Source organism: Rossellomorea vietnamensis, assembly GCF_008180415.1.
GTDB lineage: Bacteria > Bacillota > Bacilli > Bacillales > Bacillaceae_B > Rossellomorea > Rossellomorea vietnamensis_C.
In genome coordinates, this window is record NZ_VTEI01000013.1 from 76,531 (window position 1) to 98,875 (window position 22,345).

The 22,345-nt window shown below is 43.3% G+C and carries 19 protein-coding genes; 14 read left to right on the forward strand and 5 right to left on the reverse strand.

From position 1 onward, the window contains the following. Positions 1-52: 52 nt before the first annotated feature. Positions 53-916, reverse strand: coding sequence for an STAS domain-containing protein (locus FZC78_RS24620; RefSeq protein ID WP_148941577.1), 864 nt, complete (start codon positions 914-916; stop codon positions 53-55). A 328-nt stretch (positions 917-1,244) separates the two neighbouring features. Here FZC78_RS24620 and FZC78_RS18590 point away from each other — a divergent pair, with 328 nt between their 5' ends. From FZC78_RS18590 to FZC78_RS18640, 11 genes are all read left to right on the forward strand, one after another. Continuing rightward, entirely contained in the window at positions 1,245-2,543 is a 1,299-nt protein-coding gene (locus tag FZC78_RS18590; RefSeq protein ID WP_148941578.1) for an ABC transporter substrate-binding protein, read from the forward strand. 106 nt (positions 2,544-2,649) lie between these two features. Continuing rightward, entirely contained in the window at positions 2,650-3,696 is a 1,047-nt protein-coding gene (locus FZC78_RS18595) for a carbohydrate ABC transporter permease (protein WP_148941579.1), read from the forward strand. Then, positions 3,696-4,562 carry a carbohydrate ABC transporter permease gene (locus FZC78_RS18600; RefSeq protein ID WP_148941580.1) on the forward strand — a complete coding sequence of 289 codons (867 nt, stop codon included), beginning with the start codon at positions 3,696-3,698 and terminating at the stop codon, positions 4,560-4,562. Before FZC78_RS18595 ends, FZC78_RS18600 begins: the two co-directional genes overlap by 1 nt. Positions 4,563-4,717: 155 nt before the next feature. Beyond that, the gene (locus FZC78_RS18605) at positions 4,718-5,479 is read left to right on the forward strand and encodes a threonine/serine exporter family protein (RefSeq protein ID WP_148941581.1); all 762 of its coding nucleotides are present in this window, start codon (positions 4,718-4,720) and stop codon (positions 5,477-5,479) included. 124 nt (positions 5,480-5,603) lie between these two features. Beyond that, positions 5,604-6,050: a threonine/serine exporter family protein gene (locus tag FZC78_RS18610; RefSeq protein ID WP_148941582.1), complete on the forward strand. Its 447-nt coding sequence runs from the start codon at positions 5,604-5,606 to the stop codon at positions 6,048-6,050. Positions 6,051-6,068: 18 nt separating this feature from the next. After that, on the forward strand, positions 6,069-6,695 hold the full coding sequence (locus tag FZC78_RS18615) for an NUDIX hydrolase (protein WP_148941583.1): 627 nt from the start codon (positions 6,069-6,071) through the stop codon (positions 6,693-6,695). A gap of 987 nt (positions 6,696-7,682) precedes the next feature. Beyond that, positions 7,683-8,966 carry a S1C family serine protease gene (locus tag FZC78_RS18620; protein ID WP_148941584.1) on the forward strand — a complete coding sequence of 428 codons (1,284 nt, stop codon included), beginning with the start codon at positions 7,683-7,685 and terminating at the stop codon, positions 8,964-8,966. Positions 8,967-9,037: 71 nt separating this feature from the next. Then, positions 9,038-9,922 carry a foldase protein PrsA gene (locus FZC78_RS18625; protein ID WP_353733581.1) on the forward strand — a complete coding sequence of 295 codons (885 nt, stop codon included), beginning with the start codon at positions 9,038-9,040 and terminating at the stop codon, positions 9,920-9,922. 313 nt (positions 9,923-10,235) lie between these two features. Continuing rightward, complete coding sequence (locus FZC78_RS18630) at positions 10,236-11,084, forward strand: hypothetical protein (protein ID WP_148941586.1); 849 nt, start codon at positions 10,236-10,238, stop codon at positions 11,082-11,084. Between the two features lie 139 nt (positions 11,085-11,223). Beyond that, positions 11,224-11,928, forward strand: a complete 705-nt coding sequence (locus FZC78_RS18635) for a response regulator transcription factor (protein WP_148941587.1) — start codon at positions 11,224-11,226, stop codon at positions 11,926-11,928. Next, a complete protein-coding gene (locus tag FZC78_RS18640; RefSeq protein ID WP_148941647.1) occupies positions 11,918-13,336 on the forward strand; it encodes a sensor histidine kinase in 1,419 nt (472 codons plus the stop codon). Before FZC78_RS18635 ends, FZC78_RS18640 begins: the two co-directional genes overlap by 11 nt. 64 nt (positions 13,337-13,400) lie before the next feature. Here FZC78_RS18640 and FZC78_RS18645 read toward each other — a convergent pair whose 3' ends face one another. Together FZC78_RS18645 and FZC78_RS18650 are read right to left on the reverse strand one after the other, a co-directional pair. Then, positions 13,401-14,663 carry an erythromycin esterase family protein gene (locus tag FZC78_RS18645; RefSeq protein ID WP_148941588.1) on the reverse strand — a complete coding sequence of 421 codons (1,263 nt, stop codon included), beginning with the start codon at positions 14,661-14,663 and terminating at the stop codon, positions 13,401-13,403. A gap of 17 nt (positions 14,664-14,680) precedes the next feature. Then, positions 14,681-14,956 (reverse strand): hypothetical protein, encoded by a 276-nt coding sequence (locus tag FZC78_RS18650; protein WP_148941648.1) that lies wholly within the window; start codon positions 14,954-14,956, stop codon positions 14,681-14,683. A gap of 213 nt (positions 14,957-15,169) precedes the next feature. Between FZC78_RS18650 and FZC78_RS18655 the strand changes: the two genes are divergently transcribed. The 3 genes from FZC78_RS18655 (at position 15,170) to FZC78_RS18665 (ending at position 19,735) form a co-directional block, all read left to right on the forward strand. Further along, positions 15,170-15,895, forward strand: a complete 726-nt coding sequence (locus FZC78_RS18655; protein ID WP_148941589.1) for a hypothetical protein — start codon at positions 15,170-15,172, stop codon at positions 15,893-15,895. 335 nt (positions 15,896-16,230) lie between these two features. Next, positions 16,231-17,973 (forward strand): ABC transporter ATP-binding protein, encoded by a 1,743-nt coding sequence (locus FZC78_RS18660; RefSeq protein ID WP_148941590.1) that lies wholly within the window; start codon positions 16,231-16,233, stop codon positions 17,971-17,973. Next, the gene (locus FZC78_RS18665) at positions 17,954-19,735 is read left to right on the forward strand and encodes an ABC transporter ATP-binding protein (RefSeq protein ID WP_148941591.1); all 1,782 of its coding nucleotides are present in this window, start codon (positions 17,954-17,956) and stop codon (positions 19,733-19,735) included. Before FZC78_RS18660 ends, FZC78_RS18665 begins: the two co-directional genes overlap by 20 nt. A gap of 553 nt (positions 19,736-20,288) precedes the next feature. Here FZC78_RS18665 and FZC78_RS18670 read toward each other — a convergent pair. Both FZC78_RS18670 and FZC78_RS18675 read right to left on the reverse strand, forming a co-directional pair. Beyond that, positions 20,289-20,510: a hypothetical protein gene (locus tag FZC78_RS18670; RefSeq protein ID WP_148941592.1), complete on the reverse strand. Its 222-nt coding sequence runs from the start codon at positions 20,508-20,510 to the stop codon at positions 20,289-20,291. A gap of 429 nt (positions 20,511-20,939) precedes the next feature. Beyond that, positions 20,940-22,271: an MFS transporter gene (locus FZC78_RS18675; RefSeq protein WP_148941593.1), complete on the reverse strand. Its 1,332-nt coding sequence runs from the start codon at positions 22,269-22,271 to the stop codon at positions 20,940-20,942. Between the last annotated feature and the right edge of the window lie 74 nt (positions 22,272-22,345).

The window sequence follows — 22,345 nt, forward strand, 5'->3', positions numbered from 1 at the left end:
AAGAAACACTAAACAGGGGTGCGATCCTGATGAACGCACCCCCATATAAACCTTAGGGTTTCATGTTTTCATCTAATTTTTTGGCTAAAGTCAATATAACTCTCTCCAAAGAGCTTTCTGTCTTGATCTCAGAAAAATCGATTCCTAGCTGAACGGCTGTCATTGCCACTTCCGGACGTATGCCGGTCAGTGCCGTTTCCACTCCAATCAATTTCAGGGATTCTATGAGCTGAAAGATTTGGTGTGCGACCATCGTATCAACCATGACCACACCTGATAAATCAATGATCAGATAAGAAATTCCTGAGTCGGCACTCTGTTGCAAAGTGGTTTCCAAAATACTCTTGGCTCTAGAGGTATCGATATCTCCGATGATAGGAAGAAGACCTACATCTTCCGTAAGGGTGATGACAGGGGCGCTCAATTCATTGATCAGCATGGATTGGGAAGACAGCCTGCTCAAAAGGATTTTCAGGAAGTTATCCGTGAAAGTCTCCATTACATAATCAAAGGTTCTGTTAACTTTTTTCACCCAGAGAAACAAGTCCTCCATACTGAGATCAAGGTCTGCCTGTGTGGCGAATTTTTCGACATAATCAATAAGAACTGAGCGGAAGTAACCGCCGTTTCTCGTCACTTCCGTTAATGAAGTATCAGATTTGGCTCTGTCTGACGCTGTTTGCATAGTCCACTCTGCAATGCTCTTTCGCATTTCTTCTTCATCCTGGAGCAGCGACTCGGCAACAAGTCTTACATACTTGCCGTTTTGCTCCTTAATTTTCTCCAGAACCTCAGGAGGGGCATCTAGTGAATAATGCGAACCGGTCTTTATTTCCTGAAATTGAAGCCAGTCTTCGGTAAAGGAAGGGACATTATCAATCAAAAAGTGATATAGTTCTTCGGTTTTAGTTTTCATGTGTACTCCTTATTTAAATAGATATATCTTCATTTTCTGGAAAAGAGGATTCAAAGTCAATAAATTCATTCTAAAGAATATGCGTGAAAATATTTAGGTGGAATTGTCAAATTCTCTGCTCCATCAAAGTGCTTCCGATCAGTGGTATGAAGCGCTTTCTGCTTATCAAACGGAATCAAGCTGCCACAGAAATGGAATGGAAAGGCTGACGAAAATTTAGTTTATTTGTAGAAAGATGTTTAAGGAGAAGAAGAAGCGGGGTAGAAGAAGAAGCAGAAGTAATTTGTAAGTTTATTGTAATATTTATTAAGTTTAGGGGGAGTAACAAATGAAGAAAAGAAGTTTAGCTATGCTTCTTTCTCTTGTTCTGCTGATGTCAGGCTTTTTAGCCGGCTGCGGTAACGATGAGGGAGCAAGTGCAAATGTCACGGAAGACGGTAAAAAAGTTGTTGATTTCTGGACGTTCTGGGGCTCTGAAACCAGAAAGCCTATGATAGAGAAAATCATTAAGGACTTTAACGAATCTCAGGACGAAATCGTTGTTAAACATACATATCTGCCTTGGGGCGATATTTGGACAAAAAATCTTGCTTCCATCGCTGCAGGAGATCCAGCTGATGTCATCATTAATGATATCAACTCGGTTGCACAGCGGGCAGAAAATGAGCAGGTTGAAGACTTAAGCGAATATATTGGAGAAGATTTTAAGGAACAATACTATCCACACCTTTGGGATACGGTTGAATATGAAGGGAAGCCGTATGCCGTGCCTTTCAATACAGATACACGCATGCTTTTCTACAATAAAGAAGCGTTCAAGGAAGCCGGACTGGATCCTGAACAGCCGCCGAAAACCTGGGAAGAGCTTGAAGAATACGCACAAAAACTGGATGTAAAAGACGGTGACCGCTATGAGCGCGTAGGGTTTTATCCGCTGTGGGGAAGCATCGGAGCAAATTCATGGATGGTCAATGGCGATGAAGGCCAAAAGTTAGTGGAAGACGGAGAAGTATTCATCAATACGCCAAGGAAAGTAGAGGCGATTGAATGGATCAAGAGCTGGAAAGACAGAATCGGTGATAAAACCGTTCAAAGCTTCCAGGCTGAATTTGGAAGCCAGCAGTCCAACCCTTTCATCAGCGGTAAAGTAGCGATGTGGGTCAATGTAGGTAACTTCTATACCGAGATCAAAGAATTCGGTCAGGATATGGACTTTGGGGTAGCACCTGTACCTGCTTATGATGAAAGCAGTAAGCCATGGAGTGACGGCGGCGGGTTTGTTGCTGAAATTCCTAAGGGGGCTGACAATCCGGAAGCTGCAGCAGAATTCATTAAATATTTAACAGGCGAAGAAGCTCAGAAATATTGGGCTATGCAGAACTTTGATAACGTAGCGAATGCCGCTGCTGCCGAGCAAGCAGCTGAAGAGTTAGAAGGAAAAGATAAAGAAATTTATCAGGCGACTATCGATAATCTGGAGTTCACTCAGCTGCATCCAATGCCGGTTGAATACCCTGATTATCAAAATCTCCTGAATCCAAAGGTCGATGAGTTCATGATGGGCTCGCTTGAAGCAGAAGAAGCGCTAAAATCTGCTCAGGAATCGGTAGAGAAAATGAAAAGGTAATTGCCATTCAGAGAGAAGGGTTTCCTTCTCTCTTTTGGTCAATAAAAATATTTTTTCATTTTTATGATGCTCCAGCACTCGGGTTAATAAAAAGGGGGGTATTCCTATGAAGGGGTCCAACGCAGAAGTAATTTCAGACACTACTGAATCCGGCAGGTCAACCGGTCTTCACTCTGGAAATGTCAAGTTAAAAAGAAAAAACGAAGCAGCCGGAATCAGAGCAGTTGATAAGCCGGTGAAGAAGAAAAAAATTATTAATAAAAAAACAAAGGATAATCTATTTGGTTATTTGTTCATCAGTCCATGGCTGCTCGGGTTCTTTGGATTGACACTGGGACCGATGATATTTTCATTGGCAGCAAGTTTTACGGACTATAATATCACTTCAAAAATGAATTTTATTGGTTTGGATAACTATAAAAAGATGTTCACAATCGATGAGATGTTTATGACATCTCTTTGGAACACACTTTATTTTGTTCTTTTTTCAGTTCCGGCAACAACCGCAGGAGCCATTCTCCTGGCGGTCCTGTTGAATCAGAAGGTCAGAGGAATGAAATTCTTCAGGACGATCTTTTATCTGCCATCCATTCTTTCCGGAGTAGCTGTCTACTTCCTTTGGATGCAGCTTCTGAGTCCCAGCACAGGAATGATCAATACGTTCCTTGCCTGGTTTGGGGTAGACGGACCGGCATGGCTGTTTGATCCAGAATGGACCAAGCCTTCCCTGATTATTATGAAGCTCTGGAGTGTTGGAGGAGGAATGCTTCTTTATCTGGCAGTGCTTCAAGGGGTATCGAAAGAAATGTATGAAGCGGCAGAACTTGATGGAGCTAATATTTTTCATAAGTTTTTCTATATTACTCTGCCGATGATAACGCCAATCATTTTCTTTGATATTGTCACAAGTACGATTGGTTCGTTCCAAATATTCCAGGAAGCTTATGTCATGACGGATAATGGCAGCGGAGGCCCTGCGAATTCATTATTATTTTACAATCTTCATATGTGGAATAATGCATTTGAAATTTTTGATATGGGTTATGCAACGGCAATGGCCTGGTTCTTATTCGTTATTGTCCTTTTCTTGACCTTCATCAACCTGAAGCTTGGGAAGAAATGGGTTTATTATGAAGGAGGGGACAGGAAGTAATGGAGAATACAGAAAAACTAAAATTTCATCAATCCAAAAAATTCAGGGAGAAAGCCCATAAGTGGTTCATTCTCTTCATATTGATAGCTGGGAGCGTCGTCATTCTTTCTCCGCTGTGGTGGATGATCTCAACTTCCTTGAAAACACCTCAAGAAATTGCTCAGTATCCGCCGACATTCATTCCGGAGACATTTCAGTTTTCAAACTATGTGCAAGCATGGCAGACTGCGCCGTTTACCAGATGGACGCTTAATACATTGATGGTCGCCACCATAGGTACGATTGGAAGTGTATTCATTAACTCACTGGTGGCCTACGCTTTTGCCAAAATTCCATTCAAAGGAAGAAACACATTATTTGTATTGGTTTTGTCAACTATGCTTATTCCAGGATTTGTAACGATGGTGCCGCAGTATATTCTGTTTTCAAAGCTTGGCTGGATTAATTCCTATCTTCCTTTGATTGTTCCCTCTTTCCTGGGAAGTGCGTTTTTTATCTTCCTGCTTAGACAGTTTTCACTTACCATTCCCAATGAGCTTCTTGATGCGGCTGTATTGGATGGCGCCAACCATATTCAAATCTGGTGGCATATCATGGTGCCGCTGACAAAGCCGGCATTGATAACCGTCGCCATTTTCTCTTTTAATGGAGCATGGAATGACCTGCTCGGACCGCTTCTGTATCTTAATGATGAAAGCATGTACACCCTGCAGATAGGACTGCAGACTTTCAAAGGGCAGATGCAGACGCAGTGGCACTATCTGATGTCCATGTCCGTCATGGTCCTGGCACCGGTGGTATTGTTATTCTTCTTTTTCCAAAAGCACTTTATCGAAGGATCCAATATTTCGGGCGGAATCAAATAATAATAATAGAGCGAAAAGAAGAAGCTGTCCGCAGCTTCTTCTTTTTGTTAGGTGGCTTTTAGTACTTTAAAGCGTGAAGTGTTGCTTATACAATCCTATTTCCTATAGAATTGTAGCTACAAAACCTTAAGGTGTTTATTGGAGAGAGTGAATGCATGGAAAAACAAATGGAGATTAAATATGACATCATGGAGGTTTGCCTTCTTGCCGGGAAGATTATGCTGCAGAGCGGGGCGGAAACCTACAGGGTAGAAGATACAATGATGAGAATCGCCGCCTCTTTCGGAATAAAAGAGTCCCACAGCTACGTTACGCCAACGGGAATCATCTTTTCGATTGAAACTTCAGAACCAACGAAAACAAAGCTGATCCGGATTTCAGAGAGAACGACAGACTTAAAGAAGGTAACTGTAGTGAATAGCATTTCCAGGAGAATCAGCAGCGGGGAGCTATCAATTGACAAGGCTTATGAACTATTGGAAGAGGCCGATGCTGCTACGATGCCGTTTCCTTTTTATATTCAGATTTTGGCTGCTGCTATTGCCAGCGGGTGTTTTCTGATCATGTTCCAAGGAAGCTGGCATGATTTCCTTCCGGCAGTAGTAACAGGGGGGATAGGGTTTTTGAGTCTGATTTATTTTCATAAAGTTGTGCCGATTAAGTTCTTCGCTGAATTTCTTGCATCCTTCACAATTGGTATGTTGTCATTCGGATTTATATGGAGCGGAGTTGGTTTTGAGCTGGATAAGATCATTATTGGTTCAGTCATGCCCCTTGTGCCGGGATTGCTGATTACAAATGCTGTAAGAGATTTGATGGCTGGGCATCTTGTTTCAGGATTATCCAAAGGGGCTGAAGCTTTTCTGACGGCTTTTGCCATAGGGTCTGGGATTGCAATTGTTTTTACGTTCGTTTAATAGAGAGTGCTTTAGGCCGGCAAGGACTGCTATGATCAGGTTTAGGTTCAAGAATACAGCCAGGGGTTTATGACTGTACCCTCGCCCTTCTAATGGAATTAAGAAATAGGAGATGATCGGCAAAGTGTATATAATAGAACAAGTTATCACGAGCTTCATTGCTTCAGCAGCTTTTGGCATCATTTTTAATGCGCCGAGGGAGTCTTTGATTAAGTGCGGAAGTGTCGGGATGTTCGGCTGGGTCGTTTATATTATGATGACAATGAACGAGGTCGATATTGTGCTTGCTACTGTAACCGCGTCATTTCTGGTCGCTGTTCTAAGCCAAATTTATTCTAAAATTTATCGAACACCCATCATTATATTCAGTGTGGCTGGAATCATCCCATTGGTTCCTGGCGGGATGGCTTATGATGCGATGAGGAACTTTGTTCAGAATGATTATAACTCGGCAATAAACTTAGCTGCCAAAGCGTTTATGATTTCAGGTTCGATTGCTATTGGTCTTGTCTTTTCCGAAGTGATCAACCAGGTTATTAGAAAACGGAAATTAAGTACGTTAAAGAGCTGAGGCTTAGGGAGGACGAAGATGGAAAAGGAAACTCTTACGATCTTTAATAATGAAGGAGTACCGATTGGGACTGCCCCGCGTGATGAGGTTCATCAAAAGGGGTACTGGCATGAAACGTTCCATTGCTGGTTTATTGAGAGAAAGGAAGGCAGCTGTTATCTCTATTTTCAATTGCGAAGCCTCAAAAAGAAAGATTACCCCAATCTGCTGGATATCACCGCAGCAGGCCATATCTTATCTCATGAAACCTTTGAGGAAGGAATCAGGGAAGTAAGGGAAGAGACAGGGATAGAGGTATCTTTTGCAGATTTGGTTCCCGTGGGAATCATTCCGTATGAGGTTACTACAGAGAACTTTATTGATAGAGAAAGAGCCCGCCTTTTCTTATATGAGTTTACAGGATCGATGGAGGACTTCTCTTTAGAGGAAGAGGAGGTATGCGGTATTTTCCGGGCAGAGTTTGACCAATTTGAAAAGTTGATAGATGGTGGGATAGAGAACATCCATTTAAAAGGATTTCAGATTACCTTTGATGGAAAGAGAGAAAAGAAAGTGTTAATTGCTAAAAAGAAAGACTTTGTGCCTCACGAAAACTCCTATTACCAGGCAGTGCTCGAGAACATCCGCAAATATATAGAAAGATAAGAGTATGTTTAAGACCTCCATCACTTGGCGGTCTTTTTTACGGTTGGCTCTTTTCGTAAACTTTGTTGCTACTCTATACTAATTTTGAAAAATAACCCTATTACGGAGATGAATTCTGGTAACACCGAAAAGAAAAGAGCTGCCTATTCTCGTTTAGAGTCAAAACTCTTAGTATCCGGGGGAAAATCCGGCTCTTGGGATTTTTCCGAAAGCAAGAATATATACGAAAACAACCTTACCATTAGAAAAGTAATGAATTATAGATTTGAATAGGCAGCGTTTCTTAGGCCAGCCGCAGCGCACAAGCGTTCGTATCCACTGGTCATTATATGAATCTGGAAGGGAAACGCGGCTCTCGCAACCGAAGTAACCGCCCTTCATCCATGTCTTGAAGGAAATCCGCCCCTCCCGACCGAAGCAGCCTCAACTTCATACAAATCTCCATGAAAATCCGCCCCTCCCGACCGAAGCAGCCTCAACTTCATACAAATCTCCACGAAAATCGAGCCCTTCCCGACCGAAGCAGCCTCAACTTCATACAAATCTCCACGAAAACGAGCCCTTCCCGACCGAAGCAGCCTCACTCCTCATCATATATATCTCCATGAAAATCAGCCTCTTTTCCTTTCTGGGATTTAATAATTCCCGGAGAATAAAAGGGAAAGACCGTCTTTTTTCTCCGGGGAATATTTGCCTGTCGGGTCTAAAAGGGTCGCTTGCGCTTTTCATGATGCACTATAAAACTGGCTGACAAAGTACAGGCTTTCAACGCTGCTGTTCTAAAATAGGGAGCTTAAGGGTTAATTAATCAAACGTTTGTTTAATACCCATTCATTAAAACTTCCCAACCTGTACATAGATTGTTAATAATTTCGTAATATTTTCCCTTTAAGATGAAATCAAGCACCAAGAGAAAGCGATACAACAACTTAAAACTTTAGATTAGTCAGCAGATAAATAGCTATTACCTATAGAGGAGGAAATAGAATGTTTGAACAAAACAATCAAAATAATAATGAAGAAGTTCAGCATACAGTTTCACCACAGCCGGAAACAGAGCAGCCTGTAACAGGAGAAAGACATAGATATGAAAAGCAAAATAAAAAATTCAAAGGAAGAGGATTTCTTTCTACTGTTGGTGCAGGTGTCATCGGTTCTGTCCTTACACTGAGTGTCCTGCCGCAAACAGATTATTATCAAAATCTTGCTCAGGACAGCATTCAGAATACAGCAGGAATTACGCAGCAGGCGGAAACCTCCCAAACAGCTGGTATCAATGCTGTTAATGTCTCAAACGGAGGGGATATCGCTAACATTGTAGAAGGCGCATCAAAGGCGATAGTGGGCATTGTTAATTATCAGGAACAAAGCAACCGCTATACTGGAGCCCCTCAGAAAGCCAATGCCGGGACCGGGTCAGGGGTCCTCTTCAAAAAAGACGGTGACTTTGCTTATATCATCACTAACAATCACGTCATTGAAGATGCCTCTAACATAGAAGTGTCTCTGCATGATGGCCAAAAGACAAAAGCAGAGTTGATCGGAGCGGATCCGTTGACAGATCTAGCCGTCTTGAAAGTTGATGGCAAGTATGCGGATAACCTGCTTGAAGTCGGAGATTCCAGTGAACTTCGTGCCGGTGAACAAGTTATCGCAATAGGAAATCCATTAGGTCTTGATTTATCGAGAACCGTAACACAAGGAATTGTCAGTGCGGTGGACCGTACGATAGCCGTGCCAACCTCTGCCGGTGAGTCGGAATTGAATGTCATTCAGACAGACGCAGCTATCAATCCAGGAAATAGCGGCGGCGCTCTAATCAATGGCAAGGGTGAATTAGTCGGAATTAACAGCTTGAAGATTTCAACTTCTGGAGTAGAAGGTCTCGGGTTCGCCATACCAAGTAAAGAGTTCTTGCCGATTGTCAACGAAATCATTGAAACAGGAAAAGTAGAGCGCCCTTATATCGGGATAGGAATGACTAGTCTGTCGGATGTTCCAAGGAACTACTTGGAGGAGCTTCCGAATGAAGTGAGTGCCGGGGTGATTGTGGCGAACATCGACGAAACGTCAGCCGCAGCAAAAGGGGGAATTCAAGCTGGAGATGTCATTACCGAACTAAATGGACAACCAGTTGAAACACCAGCAGATTTAAGAAGGCAGTTGTATTCTGACCTTAAAGTAGGCGATAGGGCAGATATGACAATTTATCGCGGTGCTGAAAAGATGTCCATCAGTTTGACTCTTACTAGCAATAGCATGATTAACTAATCTAAAATAATCTTTCTGGTGTCTGGGAGAATATCTGCCAGGCACCTCTAATAAAAAAGGAGAGCGGTATCGTGGATAAAAAGAACAATCATAGTAAATTACTAGGTTTAATTGGCAGTGTGGTCGTCGTTAGTCTAATTATAACCGGGTTTATTTTTTCAAAAGGGGAAGTTGTAGCAAAAGTGGGGAACAATTCTATAAGCAAAGATGACTTGTACTCCATGATGGTGGATCAATACGGCGAAGCTGCATTGGACACACTAATTGCCAATAAAATCGTTGAATTAGAAAGCGATAAAAAAGATATAAAAGTGAAAGATAGTGAAATAGAAGCTGAATTAAAGACGCTCAAAAGCTCATATGAAAACGATGAAGCGTTCAACGAGGCTTTAACCTCCAGCGGTGCAAGTATGGAGAGTGTGAAAGAAAATATCCGATCTTATTTACTAACTGAAAAGTTGCTGAATGACAGAGTGACTATTACGGATGACCAAATCAAAGAATACTTTGAAGCCAACAAGGAAACTTTTGCGCAGCAGGAGCAAGTCCAGGCAAGCCATATCCTGGTGGAAGATGAAGCTGCAGCAACAGAAGTAAAGAAAAAGCTGGACGATGGAGGAGACTTTGCCCAACTGGCCAAAGAATACTCTACGGATACTTCCAATGCTGAATCAGGCGGAGAACTTGGTTTCTTTAGCAAAGGGGATATGGTTGCCGAATTCGAAGAGAAGGCCTTTTCAATGAAGGCAGATGAAATAAGTGATCCCGTCAAAACGGAGTTCGGTTACCATATCATTAAAGTAACGGATAAGAAAGACGCGAAGGAAGCGGTCCTTGAAGACCATCAAGAAGAAGTCAAAAATATTCTCTTTGACCAGGCCCTTCAAACAGAATATCCTGCTTGGCTGCAAGAACAAAAGGAAGAATATAAAATAGAAAACCTCCTTAAAAGTTAAAAAACCGCCGGCAACGGATTGTTCATAATTTGGCAATAACTTTTGGAAATACTAACACTGCAGAGCACTGAATCCCTGTCTGCAGTGTTTTTACATGGCTCTTTTCGTAAACTTTGTTGTTTGATACTAATCTCGAAAAAATAACCATATTAAGAGGGGTGAACTGGTAACACCGAAAAGAAAAGAGCTGCTTTCGCTCGATAAGAGGTAAAACTCTTAGTATCCGGGGATATCCGAAAGCAGCAATATTTGTAGAAACAGCCTTTTACATACAAGGATTCGAGCTTCTAGCAAAGATATAAGGAGGAAAAAAATGAACAAGAAAAGAACACTCATGTATGTAATGGCAGGTGCATTAACCGTAGGTATCCTTGGGGCGATTCCTGCCTTCGCCGCTGAAGAGGACTACGCTCAATCAAACAGGGAAGTATCAGCCGGTGAGCCGGTATTTGGCGGCCATGGGAAATTTCACTACAATGAAGAACAGTTAAAAGAAAAAGCGAAAGAACTTGGCATCGACCCAGAGGATAAAGAGACAAGGGAACTAGCGAAAGAAATCATGGAAGCAGAATTGAAGAAAAAAGCAGAAGAATTAGGAATTGATACTGAGGGCAAGGATTCCCGGGCACTCATGGAAGAAATTCATAGAGTCCAACTTGAAGCAAAAGCAAAGGAACTTGGAATATCACCGGAAGGAAAACAGCAGGAGGAACTGGCACAAGAAGTCAGGGAAACGCTAGTAAAGCAAAAGGCGAAAGAGTTAGGAATCGAAACTGGCGGCAAGGATTTTGAAGAGCTTGCCCAGGAGGTCAGAGAAGCCGCTCTGGTCAAAGCAGCGAAAGAGCTGGGGATCGAAACCGAGGGTAAAGACCACAAAGAGCTTAAACATGAAGTGTTGGATGCTTCAATCATGAAAGCAGCAAAAGAGTTGGGCATCAGTACTGAGGGGAAATCCACAAAAGAGATCATGAAAGAAATCATGACGGATCATAGAGAAGAAGCAAAGAAATTGGACATTTTTCCGTTCAATAAGGAGGAAGGATTCTTATTCCATGGAGGTAAAAGAGGCCATCACGGACATGGGGATGGAAAAGGCCATCACCAAAAAGGTTCTGAACACCACACTGAGCAATCAGATCAATTTGAAGGTGACACATTGTAAGGGTGTAATGAAACAGGAAATCCCCGCATCTCTGCGGGATTTTTCCCTTTGTTAAAGGGGAAATCAATAGAAGAAGAGGTAGAAAAGGACTATAATTTAAAATAATACTAGAGCTTGTACAGGGAAAGGGATGATAGGGATGGACGTTCTGGTAGTAGAAGACAATGAAAGTGTCACCTCGATGCTGGAAATGTTTTTTATAAAAGAAGGCATTCAAGGGGAATTTGTTCATGACGGAGTACAAGGTTACCAACGGTACAAGGAAGGCAGATGGGACCTCGTGATATTGGACTGGATGCTTCCCGGCATGGACGGTGTGGCCATTTGCCGGAAAATCAGGGAAGGCGGCGGAAAGGTTCCGATCATCATGCTGACGGCGAAGGACAGTGAATCAGATCAAGTTCTGGGACTGGAACTTGGGGCGGATGATTATGTTACAAAACCATTCTCGCCGCTCGCACTGATGGCAAGGATCAGGGCAGTGACAAGGCGTTATGAAACGGACCAGAATTCCTCTCCGGGCAAAAAGGATATCTCCACAGCGGACTTTCAAATCAGCAAAGAAACCCGTGAAGTCCTTCTGAAAGGAGTTCCTCTTACAAACCTGACTCCGAAAGAGTTTGATCTGCTCTATTATCTTTCCCAGCACCCCCGGCAGGTGTTTTCCAGAGAACAGCTGCTCGAGCGGGTATGGGGGTATGATTTCTATGGAGATGAAAGGACAGTGGATGTCCATATCAAGCGGCTTCGCAATAAGATCGGCAGCAAGGAACAGCCCTATCTCCATACGGTTTGGGGAGTAGGATACAAATTTGATGAAACAGCGGTTTCTGATGAAAATTAGATATCTTTATCAGCTTCTGCTCAGCCATACGAGTGTTCTGATCATTGCCTTGTTAATTTTGGGGACCCTATTTTCACATTATGTTGAAGACTTAGTCTACCAAAATAAGGTGGAGGAACTGAGCTCCTATGGGGAAAAGATTTTGTCAGATCTGGAAAGGCCAAGCCCGAGAAGGCCGCAGTACCTTGAGGAATACAGCAACTTGCTTCAGGCAAGGGATATAGACTTGATTACCTTCAATCAGGAAGGGGTGGTATCCTTTTCGCGGGGAAACATCTATCCTCGTATTGAGATGAGCGAGGAAGAGTGGCAGATGATTGAACGCGGCGAGACCGTTCCCTTGAAAAAGGATTTTGGCCGGTTTAATCAAGCAGTATCACTGGTCATTATGCCGCGGATTATTAATGAAACTTTGACCGGCGGTTTGATCCTCATATCGCCAATCAGTGGAACAAGGGAAATGCTGAGTGAAATCAATAACTATCTGCTATATATTGTTCTTATCTCACTAGCTATTACATTTTTGCTCAGTTTATTCTTATCGAAGCTTCATGTGAAAAGGATACAGCGGATACGGGAAGCGACTGCCCTTGTTTCCGCTGGAAATTATGATGTTCACGTTCCAAGTTCGAACTTTGATGAAATCGGTGACCTCGCAGACGACTTCAATAATATGGTCATGAAGTTGAAGGTTTCTAAAGAAGAAATAGACAGCCTTGAAAACCGCAGAAGGCAGTTCATGGCGGATGTTTCACACGAACTGAGAACTCCGCTGACGACCATCCGCGGAGTAATGGAAGGCATCCGGAACGACATGATTCCCGAAGAACAAAAAGAAAAGAGCTTCGGCCTTGTCAGCCAGGAAACACGCAGACTGATCAGACTTGTGAATGAAAATCTGGATTACGAAAAAATCCGCTCCAACCAAATCAGCATTAATAAAGTAACGCTTCCGTTGCTTGATGTATTTGAAGTCATCAAAGATCAGCTGGATTTTCAGGCGGAAGATAAACAAAATGAAATCCATATTGAAGTGGATGCAGATGTTAAAGTGCAGGCAGACTATGACCGCTTCATTCAAATTCTGATCAACATCACGAAAAACAGCATTCAATTTACTAATGGGGGATCAATCTGGCTTAAAGGGTATTCGTCTCCTGGGGAAACGATCATAGAAATTGAAGATACAGGGATGGGGATGGATCCTGATGAAATACAGTCCATTTGGCGGAGGTTCTATAAAGCAGATCTATCGCGAACCAATAATCCGTACGGTGAATTCGGTCTCGGCCTTTCGATTGTAAAACAGCTGGTGCTTATGCACAAAGGAACCATTGATGTATTCAGTGAAAAAGGCAAGGGTACTAAGTTTGTTATTAGAATGCCGGTGGAAGCAGAAGAAGGCTGATCAGTAAGGTGATCAGCCTTCTTTTTCGTTTAATGGTGTATTTTTCACAGCATAGACTTTGGTTTTATAATCTTACATCGCTGAGTTCGAGCGGCTGAAGGGCGTTGCTTTCGTCTATATAGATGAACGCGTCGTATCTTTCAGACATTATCGACGGTACATAGTTGCCGTACTGCTCATATTGAGGGCGGTATACAACCCCGATCGCCCTGTGGCCAAGCGGTGAGTGGAACAGCTTTCTATTTTCATCATTGAATAGCAATAGTTGATTGTAATTGCCAGCCTGGTGCATTGCGTCCTCCCAGCTTCCCCTTTGAGCGGGTGGAACCTCCATTTTCTCAAGATTCACTCCCCATTCTTTTGAGGCGATGACGGTCCCGCGATGCGTGCCGAAGCCGACAATATATACATCTTCCTTAGGATTCTGTTCACGGACGATCTGGCCGACATTGGTCATGCCGGCTTCCATCATATCAGTCGCCCGCGCATCCCCGACATGGGTGTTATGTTCCCAAACAATCACTTTGGCCTCTTCACCGTAGAATTTCATAACGGCGTTTAAAGCTTCTACCATATGTTCATCCCTGATATTCCAAGACTTTTCATCATTTGAGACCATTGCTCTGTAATAGTGTTCGGCGTTTGCTGCCACCATTGCATTGACTTCCAGGTTCAGCTCCTGCTCGTGACTTTCTGCGAAGTCCTTTTTGTTTGCCCTGATTGTGGAGAGCAGCCCGACAATTTCCTCAGTACAATCCTCACCAAGATAGCCGGCAGAAACCGCATACTCCTGTGGTTCTTTATTAAAAGGTTCAAAACAGGAGAACGCTTTCTTTGCTTTTTCCAGATCCGGTGAATTTGTATTTTCAAGGTAGAGGATGACTTCCTCCATTGATTCCCAAAGACTGTAAACATCTATTCCGTAAAAACCGGCTTTTTGTTTTGAGGCTTTCTTTGCATTGTACTCTTTCAGCCAGGAAATCAATTCGACGACCTCTTCATTTGCCCACATCCATGTCGGCCAGCGTTTGAAAGACTGAAGAACATCCCGGGGATTGGCTGTTTCATCATTTCCTTTTATATATTTGTTTATGCTTTGTGAGGCAGGCCAATCCCCTTCCACTGCAATGATATTGAATCCTTTTTCCTCTATCAGCCGTTTAGAGAGCTCTGTTCTGATTTTATAATATTCCGATGTCCCATGAGAGGCTTCCCCCAGAAGGACGATTCGTGAATCCCCAATCTCTTGGAGAATCTTGTCGAGATCCCGTTCGGATTTATAAGCCTTTGAATGTTCCTGTATTGATTGAATAACAGATTCATTCATCTTAAAACCTCCATAACTTAATTGTATTTTGCGTCATAGCTGTTTTCCCCTGCATGCATCGAAAACAGTGTTGCAGCGTAACCGACCAGCCTGTTCACCAGCTCGAGATCGTAGTGGATGATCGCTTTCCCGGCCGCTCCGCCGGTCAGGGGATCTTGAAAATCAGGGAGGAACACAAACCATTCCTCCGCGCTGGGAGAGCGGAAGTTCTTTGTGAAGGTCATTCTGCTGATTTGTCTGTCGATTTCTGAATGTTCGTTTTCATCGAGTAATTCATATTGAGATTTCACCAAATTCAATACACACCCTCATTAATGTTGATACCTCTATAGTGCCCTAACAAAAGAAGTCTATAGTATGTAATTAGGCTAAAGTCAGGAGCAGTAAACGGGATAAATGTGGAAATGATATCTTTGTATAAGGTTCAAGGTCTTGTTGGTCACTATTTTTTCTTAGGATTATCAGTCAGAAAGAAGGGAAAACATAGTTTAAAAGGAGGTCTTTCTATGGATTGGACGTCATTGGGTTTGGCTGTCTTCCTTGCACTGGTCCACTTGTCTGCAAGGGGGATGGTGTTCTTGGAGTCGATTCCGAGGAGCAAATTTCTTTCCATTGCCGGAGGGGTTTCCGTTGCCTATGTTTTTATTCATATACTTCCTGAATTGAAGGAACACCAGGAATCGATTGCGGAATCGGCTGCACTGATTTCTTATCTCGAGCACCATGCCTATTTAATCGCAATGCTGGGACTGGTTGTTTTTTATGGATTGGAAAAGGCAGTCCAAGATTCAAAAAAGATGAATACTGAACAGGAAGATAAGCCTGCACGTTCAGCATTTTGGGTTCATATCAGCTCTTTTTTTATTTACAACGGCTTAATAGGATATCTTCTTGTACATAGAGAGGATGAAGGACTGGTCAACCTGTTTTTATACGGCACTGCAATGGCTCTTCACTTTATCGTGGTCGATTTTGGTCTGCGTGAGCACCATAAAGACCGGTATGATCAAGAGGGACGCTGGGTCCTTGGTGCAGCAATCGTGATTGGCTGGGCAATCGGTATTTTAACAGAAGTTCCTGAAGCGCTGCTGGCACTGTTGTTCGCGTTCTTATCCGGAAGTATCATCCTAAACGTATTGAAAGAAGAGATTCCAGAAGAACGCAAAAGCAGTTTTTGGGCATTTGCTGCCGGCGGGATTGCTTATGTCATTTTGCTGTTGGGGGTTGGGTAAGAAAAGACGGTTCGAAATGGAGTTTTATTTCCAAGTGTGAAGGTTTAAAAGATGAGTGCCGGATCTCGTAGAGCAGGCACTCATTTTTTAAGTATTAGGGATTTAAGGAAGAACGGTCTTTTGACTTTATGATGAAATATTCAGGTCATTTCTATTTGGGCTGTTTTTTTGCTTCAGCGCATTAAAGCACGAAGAGGGACTGTCCCTTTTCGTGCTTTAATGCGCTGAATAAAATTCAAACTATTTTTAAAAATAGAGAAAAGCCTTTATAATAAATAGGATAAAATACGGATTCCGAAATAATAGAGTGCATCCAGGATTATGGGGGAACACAGATGAAGAAAATGTTTTCTTTTTTGAAGGATTACCGCCTGGCGATGGGGATTGCCTGGGCATTGATGCTGATTGAATTGTCAGTGGAGCTGATGCTGCCATTGTTTATGGCGAAGATTATCGATGAAGGTATCCTGCCAAAGGATATGGATGCTGTCTGGTACTGGGGCGGCATTATGTCTGCTTTGGCGCTGACTGCGTTTGCTGCAGGGGTGACGAATTCTTTTTTTGCCTCTCATGTGAGCCAGGGGGCAGGCTATGATATCAGGAAAAGTGTGTATGAGAAGATCCAGAACTTCTCCTTCGCAAACTTCAGCAAGTTTCCGTCTTCATCATTGATCACCAGGTTGACCAATGATGTTACGCAGCTGCAAAATTCTATTTTTACAGCGCTGAGGATCATGATGAGAGCACCGCTTCTCGTCCTTGGGGGAACCATCATGGCGCTGGTTGTCGATGTGAAGCTTGGGCTCATCCTGCTGCTTGTCATACCGTTTATTCTGGTCTTCCTCTTATGGGTTCTGAACAGCGGGTGGACGATGTTCAGGTTTGTTCAGCAGAAGCTTGACTCCGTAAACGATGTCATTCAGGAAAATCTAAGAGGCATGAGGATCATCAAGGCCCTTCTTAGGGGAAATCATGAAAACAACCGATTCATCCAGGCAAATAAGACGTTGATGAAAAAAACTGTGAGCGCCTTGAGACTTATGGAAACGATTATGCCTGTGCTGTTCATTGTTATGAATGGGAGTATCCTTTTCATTCTCTGGATGGGAAATATAGAAGTGGCAAATGGCGATGCCGCAGTCGGTGATGTCGTGGCGATTGTCAACTATGCTACAAGAATCACCGGAGCTTTTTCTGTTTTTGCCTTCATTATCATGAGCTTTTCAAGAGCAAGGGCCTCTGCGGGCAGGATTGAGGAAGTGCTCGAAACTGACATAGATCTGGTTGATTCGGAAGACAGTGATCCCAAGCTCGCTGTTCAAAAAGGGAAAATTGAGTTTAAAGATGTATCCTTCCATTACCCGGGCACCAACACTGATGTGCTTGATGAAATCAATCTGAAAGTGGAACAGGGTGAGATCATTTCAATTCTTGGTGCGACTGGATCGGGAAAAACTTCCTTGTTCCAGCTGATTCCAAGACTGTATGAAGCCACAGGCGGCAAAGTTTTGATTGACAATGTGCCGGTAGAAAAATACAAACTGGAGAACCTGAGGAAGAGTATCGGATTTGTTCCACAGGAAGCACTTCTGTTTTCAGGAAGCATAAAAGAAAATATTGCGTGGGGCAAGGAAGATGCGTCCATGGAGGAAATCGTGGAAGCGGCCAGGTCAGCGCAGATCCATGATTTAATCGAAGGGTTTCCCGGCGGATATGATACTGTCCTCGGACAAAAAGGAGTCAACCTTTCAGGCGGGCAGAAGCAGCGGCTTTCGATAGCGCGTGCCCTGGTGAGGAAACCGAAAATCCTGATTCTTGACGATAGTACGAGTGCGCTGGACTTAAAGACAGAGTCCAAGCTGATCCAGGCAATCGGCGGTTATTCCTGCACCATTCTAATTGTGACCCAGAAGATTAGTACGGCTATCCAGTCGGATAAAATTTTTCTGATTGAAGAAGGAAAGGTCATTGCCGAAGGAAGTCATGAAAAATTACTAAATGAGTCCCAGCTTTACGGCAAAATTTTTCAATCTCAATTCGGAGAGGAGAACCTCGAGCATGCCAAGGCACTACAGTAAGGAACCGAAAAACAAACCAAAAATTAAAAACTGGAAAAGTACAGTTGGACGGATTTGGCGTTATCTCTCCAAAGAAAAAGGGTTATTGGGCCTTGTCATCCTGATGGTCGTGATTAGTTCCGCTTTGGGGCTGCTCGGACCATTCCTGGTTGGTATGGCAATTGATGATTTTATCGTTACGCGTGATGCAAGCGGGCTGATGCAGCTCATCCTTGGCTTGATCGTCGTCTATATCGTCTATTCTACTGCGATGTGGCTGCAGGCCTATTGGATGATCGGGATTGCCCAAAACACAGTGTTTCGAATGAGAACGGAGCTTTTTGAACAATTGCACAAGCTGCCGATCCCATTCTTTGACCGCAGGCAGCATGGAGAGCTGATGAGCAGAGTCACAAATGACATGGAAAATGTGAGCTCGACACTCAACAGCTCAGTGATCCAGATTTTTTCCAGTATCCTTACGCTGGTTGGTACTGTCGGGGTCATGCTTTGGCTGAGCCCGCTTCTGACCCTTATCACCATGCTCATCATCCCGGCCATGTTCCTCGGACTTAAATGGATTACGAACAGGACCGGAAAGCTTTTCAAAGAGACGCAGAAAAATCTTGGAGATCTCAATGGCTACATAGAAGAAACGGTTTCCGGACAGCGGATCGTCAAGACGTTTTCTCAAGAAGAAAAGGTTATGGATGATTTTCTTGTGAAAAGTGACAGGTTAAAAACTTCTGCTTACTGGGCGTCGACCTATTCGGGCTTCATTCCTAAATTGATGAACATGCTGAATAACCTCAGCTTTGCCGTCATTGCGGGGGTGGGGGGCATCCTTGCCGTCCAAGGTGTCATCACAATCGGGGTCATTGTCATCTTTACAGAATATGCCCGCCAGTTCACAAGGCCATTGAACGACTTGGCGAACCAGTTCAACACCCTGTTATCAGCCGTCGCTGGTGCAGAGAGGGTTTTTGAGATTCTTGATGAGGAAAAAGAAGAGAAGGATGAAGGCGCCGCGGTTTCTGTTGAGGGAATCTCTGGTGAAATCGAGTTTTCCCATGTCACCTTCTCTTATGATAAGAAAACAAAAACAGTTGAAGATATTTCTTTTAAAGCCGAACCAGGCCAGACGATTGCGCTCGTAGGACCGACCGGTGCTGGAAAAACGACCATCACCAACATTCTTTCCAGGTTCTATGATCATGACGATGGCACCATCACCATAGACGGAAAGAATCTTCTTGATATCAAAAGGGAGAGCCTGCGGAAAAATATGGGGTTTGTGCTGCAGGATTCCTTTCTTTTCCAAGGCACCATCAGAGAGAATATCCGATACGGCAGATTGGATGCCAGTGACTCTGAAGTGGAAAGAGCTGCCCGGGAAGCGAATGCCCATTCCTTTATCATGAAACTGCCCGAACAATATGATACGATCCTCTCCCATGATGGAGGCGGGATAAGCCAGGGTCAGAAACAGCTGCTTTCGATTGCAAGGGCCATTCTATCAGACCCATCTCTGCTGATTCTCGACGAAGCGACGAGCAGTATCGATACCGTTACTGAGGTGAAAATCCAAGAGGCGCTTCAGCGATTGATGGAAGGCAGAACGAGCATCGTGATTGCCCACCGTCTTAACACCATTCAATCGGCTGACCAGATACTCGTGCTGCAAAGCGGAAGAATCACAGAAAGAGGATCCCATGATGAACTGCTGCAGCAAAAAGGTTTCTATTATGAACTGTACAACAGCCAGCTGAGGGAAATCAGCTGAAATAGAAAACAGGATGTCCAGCGTATTTGCTGGGTATCCTGTTTTTTTGTGGTTGGATGGAACATGGAATGTTGTGTGGGATTCCAGTTTGAATGCTTTGGTTAGATTTATAAAGAATTCGTGTTAAGACCAGTTGAAGAAGAAGCCCAAAGTGAAGTGGTCTTAAAGGTTCTTTTAAAGACCAGTTAGTAAAGAAACCGAGAACGAACCGGTCTTAAGGATACGTGTAAAGACCAGTTGGGAGAGAAACCGAGTATGAAGTGGTCTCAAGATTCCGCTTCAAAACCACTTCTCCCGGAAAATAACCCAAGTGGTCTTACACGCCGCGCCTTTAAAAAAACTCCTTACCCTCATTATAAAGGGTTCCATTTTGAAGTGCTCGAACCAAAAAACAAGCCCTAATGGCACTCATATCGCCACCCAAATTGGCAACTATAAAAACTTAAAAGACTCGTCGATTGACGAGTCCTTTCCTTGTAATATTAATTGGGGACGGTATAACGATCTTCAATTAAAGCACCCATTTGTTTAAAGTGAAATATAGAATAAAAATTTATAATATTCCAATGATACAAAGCATAATTGCGATTACTGCTATACTTTCACCTTTTTGATGTACTCCCTCGTCTAGCCTGCTGTTCTTAATTTCCCTTAGTGCGATGAAAGAACCCACCAACCCAACTACACCAAGAAATATGCCAATATAGGGTGTAACAGTTGATAATGCACCAAGCAAAATTGATGAAACTGCTTTTCCGTTGGTCTTTTCTTCCAAAAAATCACCCCTTACTTTAGTACGCTAAGCTAATTTTTGTACAATTCATCCCTTCCTAAATAATAACTAATGCTAATAATTAGACGGAAAACCCCAATGATTTAGTTTTGGAATGTTCCATTAAACTGTTAATGGAATGTTCGCAATATTTACCTATCCTTATTTTACCACAGGAAGGACTACTGATTTAACATTTTTGATGTAATCATTGACTGAGAAAACGGCCACGAAATTGACAATTTTTGACCCCTTTTTTTGAGGGGAATAGCTGTTGTCCAGAATGAAAGTGTTGCCATTTGACTTGCCATTTTCCCTCGATAGAGGCCTAATCCATCTTGATATAATAAGAAACTGACCTATGCCAATTCATAAGTCAGTTTCAATCTGATTTATTCGAAAAGCACCTCAAAACGGAACCCTTCACCCTCATTATACCTGTCTTTTATAAACTAACAGCAAGAGCAGGGAAACGGCCATTGCGGCAATCAAGACAAGATATGCCCTCTGGAAATCTCCTGTGGTAAAAATATCTCCATTCCACTCCAGCAGGATGGCACCTGCCACGGAACCGGAAGCACTTCCGACAAAATGAGTTAATTGCTTCATTCCGATGCCGGAACCTACATATTCTTTAGAGAGGATCCTGGAGGTTTCATTCGTCGAACTGGAAGAAAGACTCGAAAACCCAAAACTGGTGAACATGTAGCCGGCCATTATCCAATATTCACTCACTGGAGAAAGGAAAAAGAAGATGACGGTTGAAATCAAAAGCAGTCCATGTGCGCCCAATAGTACGGTGTAATTACCATAACGGTCAATAAGCCTGCCGACATAAATGGCGGCCACCGCAGAAAACATAGCTCCCGGAAAGATGATGAAGCCGATTGCAGAAGGATTTTTCGAAAAAATGACTCCCAGCATTAAAGGCATGAGCAGGAGTATCGCAAAGTGAGTCAAGAATCCCAGGAAGCTGATATATAGGAGCAGGCGGTATCTCTTGTCTTTAACAAGGTCGGGCTGTATGAATGGCAGCTCAACCTTATTGATCCGCAGCCAGAGCAAGGACAACATTAGTATCCCAGCAGCGAAAAACAACCAATTAAAGGTAGATAGGAACAACAGGAAGGCTGTGACGGAAAAGCCCGTCAATACAGCTCCCATAACGTCAAACTTGCCTTTCTGTACTTCTTCTTTAGGTAAAATACGAAGCAGGACCGGAACCAGCAGGGTCACTAAAAGCGTTACGACAAACAGGTAGTTCCATGAGAGGTGCTCAGTGATCATACCGCCGACAACCGGACCCAGACCAAAACCGAGGGACGAGGCAGAGGCAATCATCGCCATGGCCCGTCCCCTCTTGGAAATAGGGATGAATCTGCTCGCAAATACCATGGATAAACCTGGAATGGCTGCAGCACCAGCAGCCTGCATCATACGGGCCAATAGCAGTAAACTGTAGCTCTCTGCAAAGAATCCCAGAATGGATGATAAGCCAAACAGCAAAATCCCTATGGCAATCAGCCGGCGGATTGGCAGATAGTCAGAGAGTCTTGTATATGTAATGGTACAGATTGCCAGAACAATAGAATAGCCGGAAACAACCCATGCACCTTCTGAAGCTGTTATGGAAAAATCACGTAAAATATTCGGCAGCGCTACATTGAACATAGTTGTATTCATGACGACCAGCCAAATCGCCAGGCTTAAAATAATAACCGTTTTGAAATAACTTTCGTTTTCTGTTTCAGATGGTTTTTTCATAGATACACCTCCAGCTAACCTTACGAATATTTAGTTACTCGAAATACTATATCACAAACCCGTCTCTCAGTGGC